We start from the raw sequence: 26,936 nt of genomic DNA on the forward strand, positions 1-26,936 counted from the left end.
ACAGGCAAGCCCGGGAGCTGCCCCCCGGGTGTTTTGCAACTTACTATTTAAAATGCGCGTGCAACGATCTCTTTCATGATTTCGTTGGTTCCACCGTAAATACGCTGAACCCGCGAATCGGCCCAGGCGCGGGCTATCGGGTATTCCCACATATAGCCGTAGCCACCGTGCAGCTGAACACACTCATCCATCACACGACACTGAAGATCCGTTGTGTACTGCTTAAGCATTGCTGCGGTCGGAATATCCAGTTTCTTATCAAGGTGAAGTTCAAGGCAGCGATCAGTGAATACCCTGGCAGCCGTAATCTCTGCCTTCATCTCAGCCATTTTAAAGCGAGTATTCTGGAATTTGATGACCGGCTTGCCGAATGCCTTGCGTTCTTTTACATAATCGAGCGTCCACTGCCAGGCTGCTTCTGCCGCAGCAATCGCGGTGAGACCGATCTGCAATCGCTCAGCAGGGAGCTCTTGCATGAGCTGAAAGAAGCCCTGACCTTCCATCTTGCCCAGCAGGTTGGTAACCGGAACCTTTACATCCTGGAAAAATAGCTCCGAGGTATCCTGCGCTTTCATGCCGACTTTATTCAGGTTCTGGCCTTTTTCGAAGCCTTCCCAAGCGGTTTCAACCAGCAGCAGGCTGATGCCTTTAGCACCTTCTTTCGGGTCTGTTTTAGCAACGACTATCACCAGGTCTGCCATCTGGCCATTGGTTATAAAGGTTTTGGAACCGTTCAGGATATAGTGGTCGCCATCTTTCAGCGCTGTCGTTTTGACTCCCTGGAGATCAGAGCCGGCGCCTGGCTCACTCATGGCAATAGCGGTGATTATCTCTCCCGAGGCCATTTTGGGCAGGTAGTTCTTTTTCTGCTCTTCAGAGCCGTGGTTCAGAATGTAGGGTGCGACAATATCCGAATGCAGGGTCCAGCCAATGCCAGAAAGCCCTGCCCGTGAAACTTCCTCCATCACGACCGCACTGTAACGGAAGTCAGCGCCAACGCCGCCGTACTCTTCCGGCATGGTTGGGCACAAAAAACCTAGCTCGCCGGCTTTCTGCCACAACTCGCGGCTGACCTGTCCGTCTTTCTCCCACTGTTCATGGTAAGGCGCGGCTTCCTGCTCCAGGAATTTCCGAACGGAATCCCGAAAACCATCAAGGTCAGCGTCGAAGAGCGTGCGTGGAATCATGGTGAACCTCAATCAGTGAACAATATTGTTTTTAGCGTTCACCAAGTCTCTGCCGGCAGGCAGTTTTGCTCAATGGTTAAAACCATCAATCATGCTGACCAAAACCATCGTCACGCTCCGCTTTTGCGTTGACGCGCGCCTCGCCCCAACGGGGCATGAGATCCTGAGCAACATCCAAATGGTCGAGGATGCGGGCGACAATAAAGTCCACAAGGTCCTGCACCGAGCCCGGCTGGTGATAAAACCCGGGGCTGGCCGGCATAATCACCGCACCCATTCGGGTGAGTTTCAACATGTTTTCCAGGTGCACTTCTGAATAAGGTGCTTCGCGAGGCACCAGAATCAGCTGGCGCCTTTCTTTGAGTGCCACATCGCCGGCACGTTCAATCAAATTATTGCTGGCACCGGTGGCCAAGGCAGACAGGGTTCCGGTGCTGCAGGGGCAAACCACCAGAGGCGCTTTTTCACCTGACCCGGATGCGGGGGGCGAAAACCAGTCTTCGCGGCCAAACACCAGAACCTGCCCGGGCTCGGCAGACGCGTACTCAGAAAGACTTTTCTGCATTGCCGGTGGGGTTCCCGGAAGTTTCAGATCGGTTTCCGTCGCAATAACGATTTGCGCGGCCTTGCTGATCATCACGTTAACCCGGCAACCAGCCGCCACCAGGCACTGCAAAAGGCGAAGGCCGTAGTGGGCACCGGAAGCGCCCGTAAAAGCCAGATTAATCGTTCTGGCGTTCGACAGACTGGTGGCTGTGGTTTCTGTCATCGTTTTGGCTCCCTGAGTGTCGGATCAGCCATGAATACGCTCAAGTTCCGCAATAAGCTTACCGTGAATTCCGCCAAAACCGCCGTTACTCATGATGACTATCTGACAAGGGCTGGGCAGCTCTTTCACGACGCGCTCAATTAACGCCTCTACGCTGGACTCTACACTGTGCTGCCCGGACTCGGGGTTTTCCGTCTGCCATGCTGATACCAGCTCCGGCAACCAGTCCATATTGTTGAGGTTGGCCCAATAAACCCTGTCGGCCAACGCGGCACTCGGCAGCAGCGTATGCTGGTGAACGCCCTGTTTCATGGTATTGGACCGGGGTTCAATAAGTGCAACGACCGGTTCGTCCCCAACCTGATTGCGCAGACCTTCCAACGTAGTCGCAATGGCCGTCGGATGGTGGGCAAAGTCGTCATACACCCTAATTCCACCGATATCGGCCAGCAATTCCATACGGCGCTTCACACCAGAGAACCGACACAGGGCCGCTACCGCATGATCCGGTGTTACGCCTACGTGCTTCGCGGCGGCAATCGCGGCCAGGGCATTGCGTACGTTATGCATCCCGGTCTGCCCCCACTTCACTACCGCAACCGGTTGTTCATGATGGATAACCATAAACCGGCTACCGTCTTCCGATAAGAGCTCGGCGCGCCAATCTGCGGACCCGGCTATCTCGCTGCCGATGGCCGTATCCTGCACCGGGCTCCAACACCCCATGGCCAACGCCTTGTCGAGATGCGCATCAAGGCTCGGGCGAATAATCAGTCCCTGGGAAGGAACCGTGCGTACGAGGTGATGGAACTGACGCTCAATCGCTTCGACATTGTCGAAAATATCCGCATGGTCGAATTCGAGGTTGTTCAGTATCAGAGTGTGAGGGCGGTAATGAACAAACTTGGAACGTTTATCGAAGAAGGCGCTGTCGTACTCGTCGGCTTCAATTACAAAAAAATCGCTCTTCCCTAGACTGGCCGAAACCGGGAAATCCTTGGGTACACCCCCGACCAGATAACCGGGCGCCAGCCCCGCCTGCTCAAGAATCCAGAGCAGCATGGCGGTAGTCGTGGTTTTTCCATGGGTCCCTGCCACAGCCAGCACCCATCTGTGCCGCAGCACTTCGCGAGACAACCATTCAGGGCCTGACATGTAATCGATGTTGCGATTCAGAACCGCCTCAACTTCGGGGTTACCCCGAGACATGGCGTTGCCGATCAGCACGAGGTCAGGCCTTGGCTCAAGGTGGTCTTTATTGAAGCCTTCCATCAGGCTGATGCCCTGCGCCTCTAACTGTGTGCTCATGGGCGGGTAAACACCCTGGTCGGAACCGGTCACTGTGTGGCCAAGTTCCCGCGCCAGAACAGCCAGGCTGCCCATAAACGTGCCACAGATTCCTAGAATATGAATGTGCATTCGCCGACTGTCCTCTCCGTTGAAACCCGACAAGCCTCCCGTATCCGCCCCACCCCGTCAAGAGCGCAACCATTCGCATTTCCCGCCATGAAAATCGTCTGCATTTAACGTATCATCTGCGCCATTATTGAAACTGCAGGAGGCTCCACCCCGACATGGCCATCAAGAACGCATTCTACGCTCAGTCCGGCGGTGTTACCGCCGTTATTAATGCCAGTGCCTGTGGGGTCATTCAGACCGCCCGCAAGCACTCGGACAAGATCGGCAAAGTCTTTGCCGGGCGCAACGGCATTCTGGGTGCCCTGAACGAAGAGCTGATTGATACCAGCCTTGAAAGTGATGACGCCATTCAGGCGCTTATCCACACGCCGGGCGGCGCTTTCGGTTCCTGTCGGCACAAGCTGAAAAACTTCTCGGAAAACCGCCGGGAATATGAGCGGCTTATCGAAGTATTCCGTGCCCACGACATTGGTTACTTTTTCTACAACGGTGGCGGTGACTCCCAGGACACCGCATACAAGGTCTCGCAGATGGGTGAGAAAATGGGTTATCCCATTACCTGCATCGGTGTTCCCAAAACTGTCGATAACGACTTGCCGTTTACGGACTGCTGCCCGGGCTTTGGCTCAGTAGCCAAATACATCGCCACCTCCACCCTGGAAGCCAGTCTGGATATCAAATCCATGTGCGAGACTTCCACCAAGGTATTCATACTGGAAGTCATGGGGCGCCACGCTGGCTGGATTGCGGCTTCCGGTGGCCTGGCGGGTCAGGAAGAGGGCGAGCCACCTCACATCATTCTGTTCCCGGAAATCCCTTTCAACCGCGATGCGTTTCTGGCGCGGGTCGATTTTTGCGTCAAAGAATACGGCTACTGTGTTGTTGTCGCTTCTGAAGGTGCCCAGTATGAAGATGGCCGTTTTCTGGCCGATGCCGGCGCCAAAGATGCATTCGGCCACACCCAGCTCGGTGGCGTAGCGCCGGCACTGGCCAACATGGTCAAGCAGGCACTGGGACACAAATACCACTGGGCCGTCGCTGACTATCTCCAGCGCAGTGCTCGTCATATTGCATCAGCAACAGACGTTGAGCAGGCCTATGCGGTAGGAAAAGCAGCAGTGGAAATGGCTCTGGACGGTAAACAGGCACTTATGCCCACCATCGTACGAGAGCAGGCAAAGCCTTACACCTGGAAGATTGGAGAGGCACCGCTGAGCGAAGTTGCAAACCAGGAAAAGAAAATGCCGATCCACTACATTACGGATGATGGTTTCGGTATTACAAAGGATTGCAGGGACTACCTCGAACCACTGATTGCCGGCGAGAGCTTCCCTCCTTTCGACAACGGCTTACCCCGAGTTGCCAAACTGAAAAACACGCTTGCAGAAAAGAAGCTGAAAACCGATTTTCAGCTCTGAATGACAGCCTGATTGCCCGGCTTTAGGAGCAATCAAAAAAAGGCCCTGCAGTTTTTGCAGGGCCTTTTTTAAATCTCTCAAATGCCACTCAGTGCACTTTCCCCGCTTCCAGCTCCCGCACATAAGCCGCAAATTCGTCATAGCCGCCAATGTATCTGCTGCCCACAAGAATCTGTGGAACGGTATGCACGGCGCGGCCAATCTTGTCAGCTATATCCGCTTTCGTCATACCCTGTTCGATCATATCAATCCAGGTATACGGCATGTTACGAGACTCACACAGGCTTATTGCGCGCACACAGAATCCGCAACTCGAACGACCGTAAATAGTCACCTGCTCCATAAAAACCTCCGGAATAGTTAACCCGGAATAATTCCGGGGTGATATTTAAAAGGGGTGTCAAAAGTTCTAAAAACATGATGACATGATTGTGGAAAATTAAAAATTGATGCTTTGAATGGCCGCTATAGTACAGGACCATACGTAGAGCAATTTCATTGAACTCAAGGAGCAATTACTTATCACGACAAGGAGAACTTTGTGGTCTACCTGACCCTGTTTCTGACCTCGTTCGCCGCGGCAACGCTGTTGCCGGCCTATTCAGAAATACTGACAGGCACGCTGGTTGTACAGGGATACTCAGTATGGTGGCTGTGGGTCTGGGCCACATTAGGCAACACTTTGGGATCCGTAGTTAACGGCATTATTGGCAGGCAGGTTGATCGTCTGAAGCATAAACGCTGGTTTCCTATCAGCGAAGCCCAGCTCCACAAGGCCAGAAACCGCTTCAATCGTTACGGCCAGTGGTCTTTGCTGCTGGGCTGGTTGCCACTGGGCGGCGACGCCCTGACACTGGTCGGCGGAATCATGCGCGTGCCCTGGCTCAACTTTGTTGTGCTCGTGGGTATCGGAAAAGGACTGCGTTACGCCTTTGTGATCTGGCTGGTTGCCGAAGCGTCGGGCGTGTCGTCGCCCTCGCCGTAAAGGTATTTGCGCAACAACGTCTCACCGTTAAACTCAGAGTGCAGCACGGCTATAAAGGTATACACACCGATCAGTTTGCGGTTAAGAAAAACAAATTCGCTCGGTGGCACCCTGAAATAGCGACTGATGGCCGATCGCGCGGCTTGCCGGGCCACCCTAGATGGCAAGTCGCTTTGCTTCCAGCGATACTGACCCTGGCTGTTAACTGCGTAGTCTGGCCAAGATTCATGATCACTGGATAAGGGCTCCAGAACTGACATACATACCTGGCCAAACTTCTCGAGCACCTCACTGGGCCAGTCCTTGCTCATGAAGCGCAGCTTTACCCCACCATCGATTACTGCATCAAGGTCATCTTCATAGGAGGCCCGGATCATCTGCATGACTGGATCAAGAAAGCCCCTTGAATAGGCCTGAACTGCGCCAAAGTCCAGCAACACAATGCGGTCATACTCCACATCCGCGCCGTCTTCTCCGGCAATACGAATACGGTAGTTTCCGAAATTAGGGTCTGTCTGGATTTCGCCCCAAACAAACAACTCCCGGAAGAAAAGCTCAAGGGCCGCTTCTCCCAGCGCGCTGCGGCGTTGAAGAGACAACTCCCGAACCGCACCGGAGCTGACCGAATGACCATGTTCAAAAGTTGAGGCGATAACCTGTGCACTGGAATACTCCGGCAGCACCCTGGGCACCACAAAGCGCGGATCATCTGCCAGCATCTGGCGAAACTTCTCGGTGGTGCGTGCTTCGAGCCGGTAATCGACTTCCCGGTGCATCATTTGACGAACTTCTTCCAGCCAGTCATCAAACTCTGGCCCAAAACTCACCAAACGAGCCACTTTGAGCAACTGGGCCACAGAATTCAGGTCGCTATCGACAGCGTCTGCAACGCCCGGGTATTGCACCTTAAGCACAAGCTCCAGTCCATCACTGCGCCGAAGTGCGCGATGGACCTGCCCTAGAGAAGCGGCGCCTATAGGCTCTGGGTCTATATCCAGCTCAGCAAGCTGCTCACCGCCCAACTCTGCCTTGAGCACCCGCTCTATGGCTGGCCACTCCAGAGAGGTCGTCTGATCCTCCAATGTATGCAGCGCTTCGGTAACCTCTTCGGGCAAGAAATGCTCGCCATAAAGCGCCATCACCTGCCCGATTTTCACTACGCTGCCTTTCAGCTTGCCGAGCTCATCCACCAGCAAGCGAGCCTGCTTGGAGAGCATGGCGCGATGGCGCTCATCCCGCCGCTCCTTGCTGCTGAACCAATTGGTCGCCATGTGCGAAGCCACACGTGTTCCGGCAAAGAGCCCCGCACGAGTCAGGCTCAGCCGGCGTTCAAAGCTACCTGTCTTGATGCGTGAGACGGATTTACCTGAGTGTCTGGATGACATGTACACCTGTCCGAATCGGAGAATTTAACCACCTGGTTCAATCTCTTTAGCGTAACAGCAACAGGTGGCTTGAATCATTATACGAATACTGTAACCACCTGACCCACCCGATTCGAGCTGTATTTAGCGGTTCTGTCGGTAGCTCACACTGGAGTCACCCAGGCCCGAGACCAGCTCGGCCACCAGGCGCTGTTCAACATCATCAATGGTCGCGGAGGCAACAAAATCGCTAACCTGGCACATGGCCAGTCCGGCATAACCACAGGGATTAATTCTCTGAAATGGCTCCATGTCCATGGCGACATTCAGTGCCAGGCCATGAAAAGAACATCCACGGCGCACACGCAGGCCGAGGGATGCGATTTTTGCAGCATCAACATATACGCCCGGGGCATCTGGCCGCGGTTCAGCAGTAATGTCCAGGCCTGCTAATGTGCGAACAATAGCCTGCTCAATGAGATCAACCAGCGCTCTCACGCCCATCTTGCGGCGCGATAGGTTAATCATCAGATACACCACCAACTGGCCCGGGCCGTGGTAGGTCACTTGCCCGCCCCGGTCAACCGGAATAACCGGAATATCGCCGGGCGCCAGAATATGCTCGGCTTTTCCGGCCTGCCCCTGTGTATAGACCCTGGGGTGCTCAAGGCACCAGAGCTCATCTTCTGTGTCATCGCCTCTGTCGGCCGTGAAGCTTTGCATAGCTTCCCAGGTTTCCAGATAGGGCTGGCGCCCCAACGACCTGACAATCAGCTCAGGCATCGGATTTACAACACCATGTGTATGCGGCCACTTGCCTTAAGTTCTTCGAACAAGGCTTTCAACTGCGGTTCGCCAGTCGCGACTATGGTCATCCGGATCGAGCAGAAGCGCCCTTGGCTGCTGTCTTTAACGGAAACATCCGACTCACTGATTCCCGGTGCATGCTGCTCAACAACCCCGATCACAAATTCCGTGAAATCCGGAGCGGAGTCACCAATCACCTTGATGGCATAGTCGCAGGGAAACTCAATTTTTGGTGCTTTCGGCTCACTCATGCCGTTTTACTCCCGGGTTCAAATCGCCCTTACTAGAATAACTGAATGAAAAAGAGCTTGATGGCATCCCAGATACGCTTGAACAGGCCACCCTCGGGTATGTCCGTCAAGGCCAGCACGGGCTGGTCTATCAGCACTTCTCCGTTGAACGACACCTTCACTCGGCCGAGCTCATCACCTGCACTGATGGGCGCTTTGATTACCGAATCGAGATCCACACTGGACTCCAGGCTTTCCCGGGATCCACGGGGGATGGTCACGTGAGCGTCTTCAAGCATGCCCACAGAAAGTGTATCCGACTGGCCACCCCATACCTTGGCTTCAATCAGCTCCTGACCCGCGCGAAATAAGCGCTCGCTCTCATAGTAGCGGAAGCCATAGTTCAGCATTTTCTGGATTTCCTGGGATCGGGCCTGGGAACTGTTGGTACCCATTACCGTCGCAATAAACCGGGTATCATTGCGTTTTGCAGAAGCAACCAGGCAGTATCCAGCTTCTTCAGTATGGCCGGTTTTCAAGCCGTCAACACTGTCATCGCGCCACAACAGGCTGTTTCGGTTAGGCTGTCGGATGTTGTTGTAGGTAAAGTGCTTCTCCGCGTAAATCGGATAATTTTCCGGGTAATCATTGATAATCGCACGTGCCAGAACAGCCAGGTCATAGGCCGTGGAAAAGTGATCCGGGGAAGGCAGACCCGTTGCATTCTCGAAGTGGGTGTCCTTCATGCCCAGCAGCTGAGCCTGCTGGTTCATGATATCCACGAATGCTCCCTCACTGCCTGCGACAAATTCTGCCAACGCGACAGACGCATCGTTACCGGACTGAATGATAACGCCCTTGAGGAGATCCTCTACGGATACACTGGTACCTTCTTTGACAAATGTCCTTGAGCCTTCCGTTTTCCAGGCCTTTACGCTGATGGGCACCATGTCGGTCATGCTGATCCGACCTTCGTCCAGCTCACGCTCAACAATGTAGGCCGTCATCATTTTGGTCAAGCTGGCCGGCGGCAACCGCTCGTTACTGTTCTCCTCCATAATGATGCGACCACTTGTCGGATCCATCAGCACGTAAGAGCTGCCAGCAATTTGTGGCGGGGAAGGAATCAGCACTGTCTGCGACATGGCTTTGGTTGATACAGAGAGCATCAACACCAGGGCGAAAGACGCAAAAATAGGGGAAATCGAGCGAAAAACTGATTTTAATGCCATGGGTCCATTCATTCGTCGTTAAGTGTATTTTTAAGTTTGGCCTGACGCCTAGTGTGAATCGGTCAGCACAATTGACTGAGAAAATCCTCTTGCCTCCAGCAGACTCTGGGTCTTTCTCGCGCTACCCTCATCCTCGAAAGGTCCAACCTGTACCCGGTGAAATCGCCCGGAGTCAGTGTCTACAGAACGCACCCGTACGGGATTGCTGAGCACGCTTTTCGCGCGCACCTGCAGCTGTTCTGCGGGATCACGACTGCTGAACGACCCGAGCTGAACAAACAGCCCACCACCGTCACCCTCGCCATAGTTTACGGCTACAGTACTTTCCTTTGTGGGTCCAGCCTGCTTCACTACCGGCTCTTCGCCTGGCGCAAAAGGCTGACCTGCGATAAACATGCGGCCATCCGACTCGACCGTAATCGCTTCAACTTCTACCCGGGCAGTTCCGCGTGATTGATAACCCAGCTTCTTGGCCGCAGCGTAAGACAAGTCGATCAGTCGGTCACCATGAAATGGTCCACGATCATTAACCCGGACGATAACTGTACGACCATTATCCAGGTTGGTCACCCTTGCATATCCGGGAATCCGCAGTGATTTATGGGCCGCCGACATTTTGTACATGTCGAACGTTTCACCGTTGGATGTTTTGTGACCGTGAAACTTCTCGCCGTACCAACTCGCTGTGCCACGGGCAACATAACCGTCATTGCTATCCATGACAGAGTATTGCTTGCCCCAAACCGTATACGATGACATGTTTCCGGCTCTGGCAGGCTCGTGATAAACCGGCACGGCATCTGACAACCCGGAGGCATCAAAGTTTCCGGAAGGAGCTCTGTCCTGGCTTATGGTGTAGCGCGACGAATGATCGGTGCCGACCGGTGTCGGAGAGGAGGCGCAGCCAGCTATTACCAGAGCTGCCGATACCGCCAGCCAAAAACGAAAACAATTTGATATCACTGTCCAGACGCCCTCTGAAATAGTCGCCGAAAAATGAATAAAACACCGCGGCGTATACTATTGTAACGGGTTCCCTACATGTATCACCATTACCAGCCTGACATCAGGCCGTGATCATCCTGCGATGGGTGTGTATGGACATCAGAATTCCAAACGCGGCCATCAGCGTGACTGTCGATGTGCCCCCATAGGACACCAGCGGCAAGGGCACCCCGACCACGGGTAGCAAACCACTCACCATGCCGACGTTTACGAATATATAGATGAAAAAGGTCATAGTCAGCGCGCCCGCTACCAGCCTGCTGAATGAATCCTGAGCGGTAACCGATATAAAGAGACACCGTAGAATAATCAGAAAATATACGCTGAGCAGCGCCAGAACCCCAATGAAGCCGAACTCCTCCGCCAGCACGGCGACAATAAAGTCCGTGTGGCTCTCTGGGAGAAACTCGAGATGCGACTGGGTACCCTGAAGCCAACCTTTTCCATCAAAACCACCGGAGCCAATGGCCGTTTTGGACTGGATAATGTTCCAGCCTGCACCCAACGGGTCGCTTTGGGGGTCGAGTAGTGTGAGCACTCGCTGCTTCTGATAGTCGCGCATACCAAAAAACCACATCACGGGTGCGGCGACAGAGACCATAACAAAAAATGCGCTGATCAGCTTCCAGCTCATGCCGGCGAAAAACACCACGAATAACCCCGCCATACCCACCAACAGGGAGGTTCCAAGGTCCGGCTGTTTCACAATGAGCACCATGGGAAGCAGCACTATCGCGAGGCCTACACCGATGCGGGAAAGCCTTGGCGGTAAAAAATGCCGTGACAGGTACCAGGCAGCCATCATGGGTACGACCAGTTTCATCAGTTCTGAGGGCTGAAATCTGGGCAACCCTGGCAGTGCAAGCCAGCGCTGAGCACCTTTCGCGCCGACACCCACGACCAATACTGCTATCAGACCCACCAGTCCCAGGCCATACAGCCAGGGTGCCCAGCGACGAAATACAGAGGGGTCAAGCTGGGCAAAAACCAGCATCACAATAAAGGCAACGCCAAAACGTAGACCTTGCGCTTTGACCACATCAAAATTGCGGTCTGCGCCGCTATAAAGCACAAACAGGCCGCCGGAAACCAGGATTAAAAGCAGCAGAAGCAGTATCGGATCGACGTGCAGAGCTGACCATAGCCCCCTTGGACGCCCTAGAGGGTTGCTTGCCGTTGAACTGAACACTTCCCGGGTGGCCATTAACGAACCTCGTTCTCAATATCGGTTTGGCTGACCAGCGCGCCGTCGCCAGATTCAGAAAACTCCTGTATCCATGCGTCGAACAGCGCCCGGGCAACAGGCGCTGCGGTACTGCTGCCCCCGCCTCCGTTCTCGACAATTATCGCCACTGCAATCTGCGGGTTTTTCAAGGGCGCGAAGCCAACAAACAAGGCGTGATCACGCAACCGCTCCCGCACCTCTTCAGCATCGTATTCTTCATCTTCTGCAAGGCTGAAAACCTGGGCCGTGCCGGTTTTCCCGGCCATACGGTAAGACGCCCCGCGGCCCGCTCCGCGCGCTGTTCCCTTCACGCCATGCATAACTTCGGCCATGGAATCGGCAATAAAATCCCAGTCGCTGGGATCCTTCAGCTGCAGGGGCTCATGAGTTTCACCCGGCAAAAACTCCTCTGGAGATCGATCCCCCTGTATACCCTTCAAAAGCCGGGGCTCGACCCACTCCCCTCGATTGGCGATCAGTGCTGTCGCGGTGGCGAGCTGCAAGGGCGTTGATAACATGAAGCCCTGACCGATCCCGAGATTGACAGTGTCGCCCGGGTACCAGGGTTCATTGCGCGTGGCCCTCTTCCAGTCGGGAGACGGCAGAAGGCCACTCAAAGCCCCGGACACATCCAGGGTTGCGTCTTCTCCAAAACCGAAGCGGGATAAATAGCTGACCATGGTATCAACGCCCATTTCCACAGCAGCTTCATAAAAATAAACGTCGCAGGACTGGGCCATTGCATAGGTTAGATCAACCCAACCATGCCCTCCTCGCTTCCAATCTCGCCAACGACGGCCGACGGAGTTGATCTGGAAGTGTCCAGGGTCCCAAATGGTGAGATCCCGGGTTACTGCGCCACTATCAAGTGCTGCAATTGCCAGCATGGGCTTCAGCGTGGAACCGGGAGGGTATTGTCCACGCAGTGCCCGGTTGAATAGAGGTTTGTCTTTGCTGTCACTCAACTCGCGGTAATCCGATACACTGATACCGGTGACAAACTTGTTAGCGTCGAATCCCGGTACGCTGGCTAGCGCCAGTATCCCGCCGGTTGCAGGCTCAATGGCGACGATAGCCCCCCGACGGCCATCCAGAAGCTCATGCGCCCGGTTCTGCAGCCGCAGATCAATGTGCAACTCAAGATCTTCACCCGGCACGGGATTCTCCCGCTCCAGAACCCTCAGAGTTCGTCCACGCGCATTGGTCTCTACGTGCTGATAACCAACTCTTCCGTGCAACAATTCTTCGTAAAAGCGTTCGACACCGGATTTCCCAATGTAGTTAGTGCCGGCGTAGTTGACCGGATCAATCCGTTGCAACTCATCGCGATTAATACGACCAACAAAACCCAACGCATGGGCCGTCAGTTCACTATGGGGATAATACCGAACCAGCTCAGCTTCAACTTCTACGCCGGGCAGTTCGTGCCGATGCACCGCCAGGCGAGCAATCTCGTCTTCGGTCAGGTCATAACGCAGTGGAATTTCCTGAAAAGGGCGCCGGGGCTCACGAAGACGGCGTTGAAACCGCTCCATATCCTCTTCGGAAACATCGAGAATCCTGGCCAACTGCTCTAGTGTCGCTTCCATACCGCCAACCCGTTCTGGCACTACGGTTACACTGAACACCGGGCGATTTTCCGCCAGTAACACCTGATTCCGGTCGTAAACCAGCCCCCGGGGAGGCGGCACAGACTGGACCTGAACACGGTTTTTATCGGAGAGAGTGGTGTAGATATCGTGCTCCACGACCTGGAGCTGATACATCCGCGCTACGAGCGTTGCCAGGAGCAAAAACACGACCACGAGCATAACCATGGCACGACGCTGGAAAAGCCGGCGCTCGGCGGCTGTGTCCTTGAATTCACCCCACGGCATGGATGCTTCCTAGGCCCGATGATACGGGTGGTTACGGGTAATCGACCAGGCCCGATAAAGCTGCTCCGCAAGCAGGATTCGAACCAGAGGGTGGGGCAAGGTAAGCGGTGAGAGCGACCACTGCTGATCGGCACGTTGACGGCATGGCTCTGCCAGGCCGTCAGGGCCGCCTACAAGAAAGCTCACATCCCGACCATCCTGCTGCCAGTTTTCGAGCTGGCTGGCCAGTTTTTCGGTGGACCAGGGGCGGCCAGTCACTTCCAGAGCAACAACTCGGTCTCTGGAACCTGTAGCCGCTAATACAGCGTCGCTTTCGCGCTGCATCAACCTCGGGATATCGGCATTTTTGCCACGATGAGGCATGGCGATTTCAACCAACTCAAGCGGCATTTCCGGGGGCATACGCCGAGCGTAATCGTCGTAGCCCTTACTGACCCAGTCGGGCATTTTCTGCCCCACGCAGATCAGACGCAACCGCACGGTTACTCGCTGCCCGCAGCACCGACATCCGGCGCATCGCGCCAGAAGCGCTCCAGGTCGTAAAACTCGCGGGTAGCAGGCAGCATCACGTGGACAACGACATCTCCCATATCCACCAAAATCCAGTCACTGCCACCACCACCTTCTACACTGCTGACACGGACACCCTTCTCTTTGGCGTCGACGACAACAGAATCCGCAAGGGATTTTACGTGGCGGTTGGACGTTCCGGATGCCAGAACCATAAAGTCGGTAACGCTGGTGCGGTCCCGTACATCAATAACGCTGATGTCCTTTGCTTTTACGTCTTCAAGTGCATTCACTATCAGATCTTTGAGTTGCTCTGCCTGCATAATCACCCTGTTGTCCGGGTGCCGGCCGGAATGGCCACCCGAAAAGTCGTATTCAAACGCGATTGTAACACTAAAAGTTCTTTACGGGGCATGCCCCGTAAAGCCCCATACGCTGAATCTCCACCCAGACCCTATCGGGCATAAGATAACGAGGGGATCGCCCGCTACCAATGCGCTCACGGATACCGGTTGCGGAGATGTCCAACCAGGGCGGATCCAGCTCCAGAATGCGGCCGGACACCTCGCGACTCAAGGCTTCGATGTTCCCAGCTTCACTGCCGGTATCATTCCCAACGCCACGTTCCGCCAGCAATCTGGCAGGTTCACCAACAGGATCCAGCTCAGCACCCGGGCGCCGCACAACAATAATGTGGGCGAGGCCTGATATCTTCTGCCACTCTTTCCACTTGTCAAAACCGGCGAATGCATCCGTACCCACAACCATCACCAGAGGTATATCTGCACCCAGTTCACCGCGCAGCTGACGCAGCGTATCTGCCGTATAGGAGGCTCCTTCGCGGCGCAATTCGCGGTCATCAATGCTCAGGCGGGGTTCGCCCTCTATTGCCAGCTCCAGCAAGCGCAGCCGTTGCGCGGCCGTGGCGCCGGTCTGCCCCCGGTGCGGCGGAATATGACAGGGAACAAGGCTGACCGGCACCTTTCCCAGCCGCTCGCTGACCTCAAGCGCTAGACGCAGATGCCCATGGTGCACCGGGTCGAAGGTACCGCCATAAATCACATGCATCGGCATCAGGCCCGGATATGGCCATCGCCAAAGACAACGTATTTCTGCGATGTCAGGCCCTCAAGCCCAACCGGGCCGCGGGCGTGTATTTTGTCGGTGGAGATACCGATCTCGGCCCCAAGACCATACTCGAATCCGTCAGCAAAGCGCGTCGATGCATTAACCATCACCGAGCTTGAATCAACTTCTGTAATAAATCGTCTGGCGCGAGTGTAGTTCTCCGTGATGATGCTGTCAGTATGCTGGGAACTGTACCGATTAATATGGGCGATGGCCCCGTCCAGGCCTTCTACCACGCGGATAGCCAGCACTGGAGCCAGATACTCTTCCTCCCAATCTGCTTCCGTGGCTGCTGTTATATCTGTAAGAATTTCCCGGGTCTGCTCGCACCCACGCAGCTCAACGCCCTTTTCGGTAAAAGCCGGGCCCAGCAGCGGCAGCATGTCAGCAGCGATTTCCTTATCCAACAACAGGGTCTCCATGGTATTGCAGGTGCCGTACCGGTGAGTTTTGGCATTAACGGCAACTTTCACTGCCTTTTCCGGATCCGCATGGCTGTCGATATAAACATGGCACACACCATCAAGGTGCTTGATAACCGGAACCCGTGCGTCACGACTAATTCGCTCGATCAATCCCTTTCCACCTCTGGGCACAATGACATCCACATATTCCGGCAAGGTAATCAGTTCGCCAACAGCCGCGCGATCGGTGGTTTTGATAACCTGCACCGCCGATTCCGGCAAGCCGACCTCCGCAAGACCTTGTGCCAGGCAACGGGCAATAGCCTGATTGGAATGAATGGATTCAGAACCTCCGCGCAAAATAGTGGCGTTGCCGGATTTGAGACACAGACTCGCGGCCTCAACGGTTACATTGGGGCGGGATTCATAAATAATGCCGATAACACCCAGGGGCACACGCATCTTACCGACCTGGATGCCGGACGGGCGGTAGGCCATGTCGGTAATTGCGCCAATGGGGTCCGGCAAGCCGGCTACCTGACGAAGCCCTTCGATCATAGTGTCGATCCGCGCTGGTGTTAGCTCAAGCCGGTCCAGCATAGCGTCATCCAGACCACTTTCCCTTCCACCGGCAAGATCCAGGGCATTCGCCTCGGCGAGTTCACTACGAGCCGCATCCAGCGCTTCGGCGGTTGCCAGCAGCGCGCGATTACGTGTTTCTGTCGTCGAACGGGCTACAAGTGTGGCCGCTGCACGGGCTTGCTGACCGACTTCGGTCATATAAGCTGCAATATCCATCCCTTTACCTTATGTATTTTCAGTCAGAATTCAGGAATAAGACGCTAACTTTACCTTTCCCGTTTCAAGTACGCACCCCAAACAGATATTATACCGCTGCGGTACAACGGGAACCCCGGAAAAGGACGAATACCATGGCCCAGAAGGCCGAAAAGTTTTTGCTCAGCCGGCTATCACGCGCCAGCCTTGCATTTTTTGTGGCCGTGGCTGTTGCGTGCGCCTTACTTGGAGAGCCGCTTACCGCGGCATGTGCTGCAGCTGCCGCGGGAATAATCATCAGTGGGCGCAGTTTCCATCCGGGGCGCGCAGCCAGCCCCTGGCCAACCGTTCAGAAACTGTTTTTTGCGACCCTGATACTACTACTGATGATGAGTTTCTGGACTGGCCCCTGGGCACTCAGTCACTGGCTTTATGCCCTTGTATTGATTGCATTTGCGCTGGTCCCCAGGGGAATTGCCACCCTGGTAACGGTGATCATGGTCGTTCTTGCAATGGCCGCGGCACACTGGGCCGAAGGCATCGCTGATCGCCACCAGATGATCAGCGCTTTTCTTCTAACCATTCTACTTTCTGCCCTGCTGATCTTTCTGCGCGAATACAAAACTCGCCAGCTGGCACCTTTGAGGAGAACAGATGAACTCACGCAGGCCGCCAGCCGCGAATACCTTTCTGCAGACCTGCACAAGGAAATCCAGCGCAGCGAACGCGAGGGAACGGACATGTCCATCATCATGATTGGTCTCGACGCCCATGCCAGCGACAATGATCCGGACGAGGATATCCGCTCGATTCTTCCGCGAATCGGCCGCTTCCTGCACTCTCAGATACGGGATTTCGACACCTACTACCGGGCGGCAGATCTGCAATTTCTGGTGATACTACCGGGCGTAGCCACCCATGAGGCCATCACACAGGCAGAAACGATCCGCAAAGGGCTTGGTAAGCTGCTCGAAACTCACGGCATGAACTTGACCGTCAGCACCGGCATTGCCGGGCTCAATATCGGCGATGATGCAAACAGCCTGCATCAGAGCGCAGCAAACGCGCTACGTCGTGCACAGCAACAGGGCGGCAACCGATCTCAGGCCTATAGCACCTGGGCACCCAACAACAACCAGACACGTGCGGAAGGATCTGCGCCATGACAGAAACCCGGCTGAGAACCTGGACACACAGCATTGGCTACGGCCTTGCCAGCCTGTTTATCTTTACTCTGGCACTACAAAACCTGCGCTATGGCTTTTACGAACTGTTTTATCTGGCAGCGGGCATGGCAGCCCTGACGCTCGCGGGCGTTGCCTATACTTTTCTTAGCCGCCGACACCAACTCTCCGCGCCCGGCCACCTGGTTATTCTCTCAGGTCTGAACAGTGGGCTTCTGGCGGCCATGTTAACCATGAACAGCCCGGGCATCTCCCACTGGGCCATGCCGCTACTTGTGCTCAATCTGCTGATACTGCCGCTCCGCCAGGCGCTTATGCTGTCTCTGCTTTTGCTTGCCCCAATGGCCATTGTGCTCTTTGTAAAGCAGGCTCCCGCCGACGCTTTGACGGCGATTAGCGGTCTGCTCATTGTCCTGACGGTCGCAGCCCTTTATATATGGCATTACGACCATATGGCGCAGTCGGCTGAAGACCTTGCTATTACCGACCCGGTTACGGGCGCGCACAACGCTCGCTTTCTTGATGAAACGCTACAAAAAGAAATCAGCCGGGCCATTGCCACCGGTCACAGCCTATCAGTCATCAACCTGACCATAGATCACGCCGACGAGGCGGCTGACCTTCACGGACAGCCGGGTATACAGGGGCTGTTTTACAATATGACCCAGCACCTGTTCGACGTGATCCGGGCAGGCGACACCCTGTACACACTGAATGATTCGGAATTCTTCCTGATTCTTCCATTTACACCCGAAGAAGGCGTTCGGGTAATTTCAGAACGCATAAGGCGCACCATCTCGGAACATCATTGGCCTGTGATCGGCAAAGCCACTGTCAGCCTGGGCTGCACAACCCGCGGCAGCAGTGACACTCGCACGGATACTCTGCGCAACCGCGCACACCAGGCCATGCTCGAAGCCCGCAGGCGCGGGGCTGACACTGCCTGGTACAGTCCGGGAGAAACGCTTCGTTCATGAACAGCGTCTGGCTTACGGATCTTACCGCGTGGCTAAGTGCCAACCCGGGATGGTTGTCGCTAGCGCTGTTCAGCACCGCATTTGTTGAATCCCTGGCAGTTGCAGGCATTATCGTTCCAGGTGTCGCACTGTTGTTCGCCATTGCCGCACTGGCTGCGCAGATCGGCATGCCTCTGATGACTGCACTAATGTGGGCCGGAATGGGCGCGGTCGCAGGAGATGCAACAAGCTTTGCGATCGGCAGGCTTTTTCAGGGCCGGCTGACAAACGTGTGGCCTTTGAGCCGCCACCCCGAACTGATCAGAAAAGGTGAGCGCTTTTTCCGAAGTCACGGCGGCAAAAGCGTCATTATCGGGCGCTTTGTCGGGCCTGTCCGACCGATAATCCCACTCATCGCTGGCGCGCTTCTGATGCCCTGGCGCCGTTTCCTTGCATTCAATATAGCGTCAGCCCTTGGCTGGGCACCGGTTTATATTCTGCCGGGGTTTCTGGTGGGTAGCGCATTGGCGAGCGAAATTCAGCCACCTCCGCATTTTTACCTGGTTACTGGTATCAGTCTTGCGATTCTGGCGACAATCTACGTCATACTTTTTCGCTTTCAGCTGGGACTCGCTGAAGATGGCAGGTGTTATCTATGGCTACAGCGGCAAATGGCCCAGTATGAAACAACCCACCGTTTCTGGCGCCTTTACACCAATGAGCGCCCGGCACATGAGGGTGAGTTTCCGTTAGCCTCGCTGATGCTGGCGTTCGGCTCCATTGCCCTGCTGGTTGTCTGGGGGCAGCTCACAGCCATGACAGACCTGATTACGCCGTTCGATCAGCTGGCACTACAATGGTTCAGCGATTTACGCCGGCCACTCTTTGATGCCCCAGCAATCGTTGCCACCCTCATGGGCGACTCACCGGTGCTTTTCGCGGCAGCCGTGCTGGCTTGCCTGGTACTGGTATTTCGTGGGCACTACGCAGCCGCCGTTCATATACTGCTGGCTGCTGTTACGGCTACCGTGCTGGTGTGGGGCCTGAAATCTGCCATTGGCATTGTGCGTCCAGATCAGGTTATCAACCCACCCTTTTCCGGCTCGTTTCCCAGCGGCCATACCACAGGCACTACGGTGCTCGTAACGCTACTGGCCAGCTTTGTGGCAGCCGAAGCTCGCAACCGCAAGCGCTGGCAGACATACATCATGTTATCGTTACCACTGATTCCGGTAGCCCTCAGTCGGCTTTATCTGGGGGTGCACTGGTTCAGTGATATCGTCGGGGGATTGTTACTGGGCTTGGCAATCACCGGCGCAACAAGGGCCAGTTTCAGCCGGTTTGACCGGGTTCCCATAGCTCCGGATATTTTGACTTTTCTGGCGGCAATAGCCTGGCTGACGTTCAGCGGCTACTACATCTGGCTCATGTGGCCGGATGCCATACAGCATTACACGCCAGCTTCCTGATTTCCTCAGCCCTCTTCGAGCGCTTCCAGCAATTCCTGCAGCCGACTCAAACGGGCCAGAGGATCCTGCATCTCAAGCAGATGCTGCTTTTCCTGCTTGTCCAGGGGTAGCAGCTCAGTCAGCCGCCAGCTGACATCTCGCGCCTCTGCATAATCAACGCTCATACCCAGCTCCTGAATAACCGGATGCCGGAAAAGTGCGCGCAAAACGGATGGCAGCTCATGAAAAACGGAAGGAATATCCCCAGAGGACTCTACCGGCAGAAACTCCATCTCACCAAGATTCAACCCGTCATCCTGGCGCCAACTTTGCGTGATAGCGACCTTGGCTTCACCTTCTACCGTGATCCCTAACAGCCCGTTCTCCAACTGCTGAAAATCAATAATGCGCACATAAGTGCCGATATCGTAAAAAGACGCCACGCGCCCGGTTTCTGCGCCATCACGCAGCAGGGTTATAACAAAGCCCTGATCATCCTTCAGGCAACGGGTCAGCATATCGATGTAGCGAGGCTCGAACAGCTGAAGCGGAATTCTGCCGCCTGGCAGTACAACTGAATTGAGAGGAAAAATAGGAACTGTCATCGAATCGACAGCAATTGTTGAACCTCATTGACCCGCGCACGCGCTTCGGTCAGAAGTTCAAGGCTGCGGGATGCGTTCAATTCAAGATCGCCCAACCTGCGATAAGCCGGCACCTTGTCGAACGGCGGTAAGCCTGCGTTCTGGCTCGAACCTATCATGGCATGAAGCTGGGCCACGATCACGACGTCCACCAGTTGTGGCTCCTCCTCCCGACTCTCGTAATCCCAGTCTTCCGCATGCCGAACGGCATCGATAAAGGCGGGCGGGAAAGACCAGCTTTCCATAATCGCTGTACCTACATCTGCCCGGAGCTCGCTGACCGCATTCTGCAAGTTCGCGTCGTCGGCAAACAGATTTACATGGTGCTCTGCCTGAACCAGAATTGGCACCACACCGATATCGTGAAGCAGGCCCGCCAACAGCGCCTCTTCCGGGTTGAGCCGCGTGGCATGATCTGCCAGTACCCAGCACAAGGCTGCGACTTCACGGGAATGTCGCCACAGCTTTTCCATTTCGTGCTGCAAAGAGGGTTGGCGGCTTTTGAACACCTCTCGCATGGAGAATACCGTAACAAGCTGCCGCGTTGTTCTCATGCCCAGGCGTATAACCGCCTCACGCACATTGCGCACATCGCTGAACCCGCGATAAAGGGGGCTGTTACAGGCACGAACCAGTTTCGCCGCTATGGCGGGGTCAGCTGATACAGCGGTGGCAACCTGGTCTGCCGTTGAGTCTTCTTTATCGACGGTGCGCCGCACTTTCCAGGCAACATCCGGGACGCTAGGCAGCTTGAGCTGGTTCGAGCGCAGCTCGGCGTAGAACTCCATCAAAAGATGGTGTTCTTCACTCTCTCCGCTATCACTGCTCTCCCCCGAATCCATCTCAACCTGGGCAACCGGAGCAGCTCGCAGCAGCTGGTTGAGAACATCCTGCTCTATTACCAGGAACTCACAGGGCTTTACCGCAGTCACCTCATACATTCGTGGCTGCAGCCTGGCAATGGGGTTCAGCGCCTTTTCGGTTTCGGCTTCAACAACCGTTTTGCGGCCATCAACCGATTCAAGCTCTACTTTCCCGGTAACCAGAAAATAGTCCAGACCATCACGCACACCGCGCTCCAATACTCGCTGGCCCGGCCCGTGAGATCGGCGCTCGGCTCGGCTGGCTAGCAATACCAACTGGTCATCAGTCAACCGGTTCAGTGGCTGAAACTCTTTCAGACGACGTAGCGGCAAGCTCTCCTGGCTAGCCATAGGCATTCTCCTTAGTAAGCTCAAGGCGGGAGTTAATTCATGATGTCTGTAAGCTATTGTAACCATGGCGCAGCAAAACAACCATGCGCAGGGTGTCTAATCTGGTATCCTTTATCTCTTCATTAAAGTTACAACCAAGCATCCACCAAGAGAGATCAGAGCACCATGCCTCAGTATCGTTCGCGGACTTCTACCGCAGGCCGCAATATGGCCGGCGCCCGCGCCCTCTGGCGCGCCACCGGTATGAAAGACAATGATTTCGGCAAGCCGATTATCGCCGTTGTCAATTCCTTCACCCAGTTTGTACCCGGGCACGTTCACCTTAAAGACCTGGGACAACTTGTCTGCCGCGAAATTGAGGCTGCAGGTGGTGTAGCCAAGGAATTCAATACCATTGCAGTGGACGATGGTATCGCCATGGGCCATGACGGCATGCTCTACTCTCTGCCTTCGCGCGAGATTATCGCGGACTCCGTTGAGTACATGGCGAATGCTCACTGCGCTGACGCGCTGGTATGCATTTCCAACTGCGACAAAATCACCCCAGGGATGTTAATGGCTGCCATGCGCCTGAACATTCCCGCAATTTTTGTCTCAGGCGGCCCCATGGAAGCCGGGAAGACCAAGTTATCTGAGCACAAACTGGACCTGGTGGATGCCATGGTCATAGCCGCAGATCCGACTGCCAACGATGAAGCTGTCGCAGAGTACGAGCGCAGCGCCTGCCCGACCTGCGGCTCATGCTCCGGCATGTTTACTGCAAACTCCATGAACTGTCTGGCTGAAGCCATCGGCCTGGCGCTGCCCGGCAATGGCTCAATGCTGGCAACCCACGCCGACCGGGAACAGCTGTTCCTGAAAGCCGGACGCCAGATTGTGGAGAATACAAAGCGCTATTACGAACAGAACGACGCCAGCGTCCTACCCAGGAGCATTGCCTCCATGGCGGCGTTCGAGAATGCAATGATTATGGATATCGCCATGGGCGGATCCACCAACACCATCCTTCACCTGCTGGCAGCTGCGCAGGAAGGCGGTGTTCCGTTCACTCTGAACGAGATTGACCAGCTTTCCAGAAGGGTTCCACAACTTTGCAAAGTGGCCCCGAACTCACCCAAATACCACATGGAAGATGTACATCGCGCCGGCGGCATTATGGGAATCCTGGGTGAGCTTGAACGTGGAGGCCTCATCAACACCGATCTGCCCACAGTTCACAGCAAGACCATGAAAGAAGCGCTGGAAACCTGGGATATCATGCGTTCTCCGCCTCCGGAGGTTGTCGAGTTTTACAAAGCTGGCCCCGCCGGCATCCCGACCCAGACCGCCTTCAGCCAAAGCACACGCTGGCCAAGCCTGGATGGCGACCGAGAGACAGGCTGCATTCGTTCCGTTGAGCACGCCTATAGCTCAGAAGGCGGCCTTGCCGTCCTCTACGGCAACATTGCCGTAGACGGCTGCGTGGTAAAAACCGCAGGCGTCGATGAAAGCATCTATGTTTTCGAAGGCAAAGCCCGGGTATTTGAAAGCCAGGACTCCGCCGTTGCCGGCATTCTCGCTGACGAAGTCAAACCCGGTGAAGTGGTTATTATCCGATACGAGGGACCCAAAGGCGGCCCTGGTATGCAGGAAATGCTCTACCCCACCAGCTACCTTAAATCCAAAGGGTTGGGTAAAGAGTGCGCACTTTTGACTGACGGACGTTTTTCTGGCGGTACCTCGGGCCTCTCCATCGGCCACGCGTCGCCCGAGGCTGCAGCCGGCGGCGCAATAGGGCTTATCGAAACCGGTGATCCTATCCGCATCGATATTCCGCAACGCTCCATTAATGTCCTACTGGACGAACAGGAACTGGATCGCCGTCGTGAAGCGCGAGATGCCCAAGGCTGGAAGCCCGAACTGCCCAGACCGCGAGCCGTGTCGGCGGCGTTGAAAGCGTACGCTCTTCTGGCAACCAGCGCTGACAAGGGCGCAGTCAGAGACCTGGAAAAACTCGGCTAATTCGGGCTCTTAAACAAAAAAGCTCGCGCAGATGACCTGCGCGAGCTTTTTTGTATTACCTGGTTTAGAACAGGGACCAGCCACCGTCGTCTTCTTCCTCAATGGCATCTTCTTCAACAGGCTCGGGCTTGCTGACTGCTGCAGGCTTGGATTCAACCGGGCTGGAAGTATTACCAGCGGCCGCCACCTGCACGCTGATCATTCCCAGAGCCTTTTTGGTTGCCTCATCCAGAATCCCGCTCGCCTGAAGCCCATTGTCTTTCTGAAAACGGGACAACTCAGACCGGGTGGCATCATCCATTGTTGAATTAACGTTAGTGACATCGTACCCGGCGCCGTATAAGGCATTCTTGAGCGATACTGTCTCGTCAGCGAAGGCAGCGGGTGCGAAAAACAACATAGCTGCTGTAGCGGCTGTGAGCGCAAGGCGGCCCATGCGGATGGTCGCGTTTTTCATGATACTCACCTGTTTTACTCCTGATATCTCAGCGATATCCGTTTCTTTCTTGTTATGTGGAGCCCATCTCCACAGGCTGGGGCGAACGGCAAAAGCCTAACATACTTTTGTATCCTGTCGCTTTAATCTACATCACGGTCGTGATCCGCAGCTCTCTGGGACTCTTCGCTGAACTCCCGGATAAAAATTCCCCAGAAGGCCATAAACAGCGCGGCGACAAGCGGCCCCATCACAAAACCATTAATGCCAAACATCGCAAGACCGCCCAGAGTGGAAAGCAACACTATGTAATCAGGAAGTTTTGTATCACGCCCGACCAGAATCGGGCGCAACACATTATCCGCAAGCCCTATCACGACGACTCCGAATATTGTGAGCACAACGGCCTGAACAATATCACCCACAGCGGCCAGATAAATAGCAGCTGGCACCCAAACCAATGCAGCGCCCACGGCAGGTAAAAGTGAGAATATGGCCATCACCACCCCCCACAGCAAAGCCCCGCCAATACCCAGAATCCAGAAAATAATGCCCCCCAAAGCCCCCTGGATAATGGCGATGAGCAGGTTGCCTTTCACCGTTGCACGGGTTACTTCCGCAAACTTGGCAAACAACAGGCGCTCACGTTCATCCCCCAGCGGAAGCGCACGGATCAGCAAATCTACCAATGCGCTGCCGTCACGCAGCAAGAAGAACGCCAGGTACACCATAAGAGCCAGCCCGAGGAAAAACTGGAATGTGTTCTGGCCGACGCCAAGTGCCTGCTTGGCAAGAAACTGGCTACCGCCCACGAACAGGCTGACAACCCGGTCGCGGATTTCACTGAAGCTGATATCAAATTGCGCCAGAAGCGACTGGATAGCAGGGAAAGACTTGTTCACCTGATCAATATACTCGCCGGGCTTTATCTCTCCTTCCTGAATCTGCTGATAGATTCCCAGCCCTTCGGCCGCAAGGGATGTGATCAGCACTAATACAGGAATGACCACAATCAACATACATACAGTCAAGGTAATCAACGCATTCACGTTTGGCCGCTCTCCAAGCCGGCGCACGAGAAGCATCTGGAACGGATGAAAAATCAGTGCAATCGCAATCGCCCAGAAGATCGGTCCGAAAAAGGGCTTCATAAGAAACACGAAAGCCACAGATACTCCAACCAGCAAGGCAAGAAAGGTTCGTGTCTCAAGTTTTGCGTACATAATTCCGTTTATCCCAGTGAAGTTCAGACTCGCATTAGCCTAACACGACCAAATGGCCACTGGTGCATGCTTCAGGTTATAGTGGAAGGTTGTTGATCAGCAATTAGACAGGTCATGGTATTGGAACAGGAAACCTTTACTACGGAAACTGCTCTGGACGCTGCGGCGGAACTACGACGGGTGCTGGCTGCCAGAACGCATCGCCGAAAGGTAATGGGCCAGGAGGTTCTGGTTCCGGGGCAGCTCGGCGAGGCGCTGCAGCTGCCCCGAATTCTTAATCGGCTCCAAAGCAAGCAGCAGCGTTTTCGCGAGCAGGGACTGGACGACTTCCAGGAACTCTGGCCAACCCTTTCCGCGACGACCCGAGAGAAGGTGCTCAGAGCTATTGGCTGGTACGATCCAAAAAACCTTGACTGGGAAGACAAGCGCTCAAACCGGCGACCCAAAGTCGACCCTGGCAAGGCCTGATTCAAAGCCGCAACGCTCTGTTACGCAATACAAACACAGGAAACCGCCAACTGATTTATCCTGAGCACGCAACCAATCAGTCAGGACAGTCGATGGCATGCGTATTCTGAGAACCGACGAAGACCGTTTTTCAGGTCTTCCGGACTACCCTTTTCTCCCTCATTATCTCGATGTTGAGTCAGGCCTCAGGATGCACTATGTCGACGAAGGCCCAGCCGCAGCATCCCCCGTTCTGATGCTCCATGGAGAGCCGTCCTGGTCATACCTGTACCGTCACATGATTCCATTGGTAGCCGAGGCCGGGCACCGTGTACTGGCACCAGACCTCATTGGCTTCGGGAAGTCGGACAAACCGGCATCCATCGACGATTACAGTTACGATCGCCACATGACATGGCTGACACACTGGCTTGAAGCTCTGGACCTAAAAAACATCACTCTGGTCTGTCAGAACTGGGGCTCACTTCTGGGCTTGCGGCTTGCGGCGGAACTTCCAGACCGCTTTCAACGGATCATAGTCGGGAATGGCATGCTGCCAACCGGCGAAACCTCGGCACCTGCTGCGTTCAGCCTATGGAAGGCTTTCGCTACCCACAGCCCCTGGTTTCCGGTTGGCCGCATCGTACAGTTTGGCACCGAGCGAACATTGAGCAAACATGAACTGGCAGCCTACGAGGCGCCCTTCCCCTCGGCTGAGTACAAAGCAGGCGCGCGGGCATTCCCGAAGCTGGTGCCAATATCGCCTGGCGACCCGGCAAGTAGCGCAAACAAGGCCGCATGGAAAGTCCTGGAAAACTGGCGAAAGCCCTTTATTACCTGTTTCAGCAGCGGCGACCCGATCACCCGTGGCGGGGACCGCTACATGCAGCGCCGCATTCCAGGCGCCCTCGGCCAGCCTCATATCACCCTGCGCGGCGGACACTTCCTGCAGGAAGACTCCCCCGCAGACTTCGCCCGAATCATTATTGATGCGTTAAAAGCTGAAATGGCGGCCTGAGCCGCCATTTCTTTTCAATGTCTCAGAT

The 26,936-nt window shown here is 55.2% G+C and carries 27 protein-coding genes; 8 read left to right on the plus strand and 19 right to left on the minus strand.

The genetic code is table 11. From position 1 onward, the window contains the following. Positions 1 to 47 precede the first annotated feature (47 nt). The 3 genes from Q4501_RS03495 to mpl all read right to left on the minus strand — a co-directional run bounded on the left by Q4501_RS03495 (position 48) and on the right by mpl (position 3,375). Entirely contained in the window at positions 48 to 1,187 is a 1,140-nt protein-coding gene (locus Q4501_RS03495) for an acyl-CoA dehydrogenase family protein (protein WP_303594186.1), read from the minus strand. Between the two features lie 85 nt (positions 1,188 to 1,272). Beyond that, positions 1,273 to 1,956, minus strand: a complete 684-nt coding sequence (locus Q4501_RS03500) for a flavin prenyltransferase UbiX (RefSeq protein WP_303594187.1) — start codon at positions 1,954 to 1,956, stop codon at positions 1,273 to 1,275. Positions 1,957 to 1,980: 24 nt separating this feature from the next. Next, complete coding sequence (gene mpl, locus Q4501_RS03505; protein ID WP_303594189.1) at positions 1,981 to 3,375, minus strand: UDP-N-acetylmuramate:L-alanyl-gamma-D-glutamyl-meso-diaminopimelate ligase; 1,395 nt, start codon at positions 3,373 to 3,375, stop codon at positions 1,981 to 1,983. Positions 3,376 to 3,530: 155 nt separating this feature from the next. On the opposite strand from mpl, the gene Q4501_RS03510 reads away from it, so the two are divergent. After that, a complete protein-coding gene (locus Q4501_RS03510; protein ID WP_303594190.1) occupies positions 3,531 to 4,793 on the plus strand; it encodes a 6-phosphofructokinase in 1,263 nt (420 codons plus the stop codon). 88 nt (positions 4,794 to 4,881) lie between these two features. Here the strand turns inward: Q4501_RS03510 and Q4501_RS03515 are convergent, their stop codons facing one another. Next, positions 4,882 to 5,136 (minus strand): GrxA family glutaredoxin, encoded by a 255-nt coding sequence (locus Q4501_RS03515; protein ID WP_303594192.1) that lies wholly within the window; start codon positions 5,134 to 5,136, stop codon positions 4,882 to 4,884. A gap of 198 nt (positions 5,137 to 5,334) precedes the next feature. Between Q4501_RS03515 and Q4501_RS03520 the strand changes: the two genes are divergently transcribed. Next, complete coding sequence (locus tag Q4501_RS03520; protein WP_303594194.1) at positions 5,335 to 5,778, plus strand: YqaA family protein; 444 nt, start codon at positions 5,335 to 5,337, stop codon at positions 5,776 to 5,778. Here the strand turns inward: Q4501_RS03520 and Q4501_RS03525 are convergent. The 11 genes from Q4501_RS03525 to Q4501_RS03575 all read right to left on the minus strand — a co-directional run bounded on the left by Q4501_RS03525 (position 5,718) and on the right by Q4501_RS03575 (position 16,358). Further along, positions 5,718 to 7,163, minus strand: coding sequence for an AarF/ABC1/UbiB kinase family protein (locus Q4501_RS03525; RefSeq protein ID WP_303594196.1), 1,446 nt, complete (start codon positions 7,161 to 7,163; stop codon positions 5,718 to 5,720). The genes Q4501_RS03520 and Q4501_RS03525 overlap by 61 nt on opposite strands. Before the next feature lie 123 nt (positions 7,164 to 7,286). Continuing rightward, entirely contained in the window at positions 7,287 to 7,925 is a 639-nt protein-coding gene (gene lipB / locus Q4501_RS03530) for a lipoyl(octanoyl) transferase LipB (RefSeq protein WP_303594197.1), read from the minus strand. Between the two features lie 5 nt (positions 7,926 to 7,930). After that, positions 7,931 to 8,200 (minus strand): YbeD family protein, encoded by a 270-nt coding sequence (locus Q4501_RS03535; RefSeq protein ID WP_303594199.1) that lies wholly within the window; start codon positions 8,198 to 8,200, stop codon positions 7,931 to 7,933. Between the two features lie 32 nt (positions 8,201 to 8,232). After that, complete coding sequence (locus tag Q4501_RS03540; RefSeq protein ID WP_303594201.1) at positions 8,233 to 9,411, minus strand: D-alanyl-D-alanine carboxypeptidase family protein; 1,179 nt, start codon at positions 9,409 to 9,411, stop codon at positions 8,233 to 8,235. Positions 9,412 to 9,459: 48 nt separating this feature from the next. After that, positions 9,460 to 10,374 (minus strand): septal ring lytic transglycosylase RlpA family protein, encoded by a 915-nt coding sequence (locus tag Q4501_RS03545; protein WP_303594202.1) that lies wholly within the window; start codon positions 10,372 to 10,374, stop codon positions 9,460 to 9,462. A gap of 103 nt (positions 10,375 to 10,477) precedes the next feature. Then, a complete protein-coding gene (gene rodA / locus Q4501_RS03550; RefSeq protein ID WP_303594204.1) occupies positions 10,478 to 11,620 on the minus strand; it encodes a rod shape-determining protein RodA in 1,143 nt (380 codons plus the stop codon). Continuing rightward, positions 11,620 to 13,518, minus strand: a complete 1,899-nt coding sequence (mrdA, locus tag Q4501_RS03555; protein ID WP_303594206.1) for a penicillin-binding protein 2 — start codon at positions 13,516 to 13,518, stop codon at positions 11,620 to 11,622. Before mrdA ends, rodA begins: the two co-directional genes overlap by 1 nt. 9 nt (positions 13,519 to 13,527) lie before the next feature. Continuing rightward, positions 13,528 to 13,998, minus strand: a complete 471-nt coding sequence (gene rlmH / locus Q4501_RS03560) for a 23S rRNA (pseudouridine(1915)-N(3))-methyltransferase RlmH (RefSeq protein ID WP_303594207.1) — start codon at positions 13,996 to 13,998, stop codon at positions 13,528 to 13,530. Between the two features lie 2 nt (positions 13,999 to 14,000). Continuing rightward, the gene (gene rsfS / locus Q4501_RS03565) at positions 14,001 to 14,351 is read right to left on the minus strand and encodes a ribosome silencing factor (RefSeq protein ID WP_303594208.1); all 351 of its coding nucleotides are present in this window, start codon (positions 14,349 to 14,351) and stop codon (positions 14,001 to 14,003) included. A gap of 70 nt (positions 14,352 to 14,421) precedes the next feature. After that, positions 14,422 to 15,096, minus strand: coding sequence for a nicotinate-nucleotide adenylyltransferase (gene nadD / locus Q4501_RS03570; protein WP_303594210.1), 675 nt, complete (start codon positions 15,094 to 15,096; stop codon positions 14,422 to 14,424). Between the two features lie 5 nt (positions 15,097 to 15,101). Further along, positions 15,102 to 16,358 carry a glutamate-5-semialdehyde dehydrogenase gene (locus Q4501_RS03575; RefSeq protein ID WP_303594211.1) on the minus strand — a complete coding sequence of 419 codons (1,257 nt, stop codon included), beginning with the start codon at positions 16,356 to 16,358 and terminating at the stop codon, positions 15,102 to 15,104. Positions 16,359 to 16,492: 134 nt separating this feature from the next. Between Q4501_RS03575 and Q4501_RS03580 the strand changes: the two genes are divergently transcribed. From Q4501_RS03580 to Q4501_RS03590, 3 genes are read left to right on the plus strand one after another with little or no spacing between them, the layout of a single operon-like run. After that, positions 16,493 to 17,503 (plus strand): GGDEF domain-containing protein, encoded by a 1,011-nt coding sequence (locus Q4501_RS03580; RefSeq protein WP_303594213.1) that lies wholly within the window; start codon positions 16,493 to 16,495, stop codon positions 17,501 to 17,503. Then, positions 17,500 to 18,498: a GGDEF domain-containing protein gene (locus tag Q4501_RS03585; RefSeq protein WP_303594214.1), complete on the plus strand. Its 999-nt coding sequence runs from the start codon at positions 17,500 to 17,502 to the stop codon at positions 18,496 to 18,498. The genes Q4501_RS03580 and Q4501_RS03585 overlap by 4 nt, the downstream gene beginning before the upstream one ends. Beyond that, complete coding sequence (locus Q4501_RS03590; RefSeq protein ID WP_303594215.1) at positions 18,495 to 19,946, plus strand: bifunctional DedA family/phosphatase PAP2 family protein; 1,452 nt, start codon at positions 18,495 to 18,497, stop codon at positions 19,944 to 19,946. Before Q4501_RS03585 ends, Q4501_RS03590 begins: the two co-directional genes overlap by 4 nt. A gap of 5 nt (positions 19,947 to 19,951) precedes the next feature. Here Q4501_RS03590 and Q4501_RS03595 read toward each other — a convergent pair whose 3' ends face one another. After that, complete coding sequence (locus Q4501_RS03595; protein ID WP_303594217.1) at positions 19,952 to 20,530, minus strand: LON peptidase substrate-binding domain-containing protein; 579 nt, start codon at positions 20,528 to 20,530, stop codon at positions 19,952 to 19,954. Then, complete coding sequence (locus Q4501_RS03600; protein ID WP_303594219.1) at positions 20,527 to 21,783, minus strand: HDOD domain-containing protein; 1,257 nt, start codon at positions 21,781 to 21,783, stop codon at positions 20,527 to 20,529. The genes Q4501_RS03595 and Q4501_RS03600 overlap by 4 nt, the downstream gene beginning before the upstream one ends. Before the next feature lie 165 nt (positions 21,784 to 21,948). Between Q4501_RS03600 and ilvD the strand changes: the two genes are divergently transcribed. Next, complete coding sequence (ilvD, locus tag Q4501_RS03605) at positions 21,949 to 23,784, plus strand: dihydroxy-acid dehydratase (RefSeq protein ID WP_303594221.1); 1,836 nt, start codon at positions 21,949 to 21,951, stop codon at positions 23,782 to 23,784. Between the two features lie 64 nt (positions 23,785 to 23,848). Here the strand turns inward: ilvD and Q4501_RS03610 are convergent, their stop codons facing one another. Together Q4501_RS03610 and Q4501_RS03615 are read right to left on the minus strand one after the other, a co-directional pair. Continuing rightward, positions 23,849 to 24,241 (minus strand): peptidoglycan-binding domain-containing protein, encoded by a 393-nt coding sequence (locus Q4501_RS03610; RefSeq protein WP_303594222.1) that lies wholly within the window; start codon positions 24,239 to 24,241, stop codon positions 23,849 to 23,851. A 122-nt stretch (positions 24,242 to 24,363) separates the two neighbouring features. Next, the gene (locus Q4501_RS03615) at positions 24,364 to 25,443 is read right to left on the minus strand and encodes an AI-2E family transporter (protein WP_303594223.1); all 1,080 of its coding nucleotides are present in this window, start codon (positions 25,441 to 25,443) and stop codon (positions 24,364 to 24,366) included. A 114-nt stretch (positions 25,444 to 25,557) separates the two neighbouring features. Here Q4501_RS03615 and Q4501_RS03620 point away from each other — a divergent pair, with 114 nt between their 5' ends. Beyond that, entirely contained in the window at positions 25,558 to 25,911 is a 354-nt protein-coding gene (locus Q4501_RS03620; protein WP_303594225.1) for a hypothetical protein, read from the plus strand. Positions 25,912 to 26,008: 97 nt separating this feature from the next. Further along, a complete protein-coding gene (locus tag Q4501_RS03625; protein ID WP_303594226.1) occupies positions 26,009 to 26,908 on the plus strand; it encodes a haloalkane dehalogenase in 900 nt (299 codons plus the stop codon). Positions 26,909 to 26,936: the final 28 nt, after the last annotated feature.

This window comes from Marinobacter sp. 2_MG-2023, assembly GCF_030546935.1.
Classification (GTDB): domain Bacteria; phylum Pseudomonadota; class Gammaproteobacteria; order Pseudomonadales; family Oleiphilaceae; genus Marinobacter.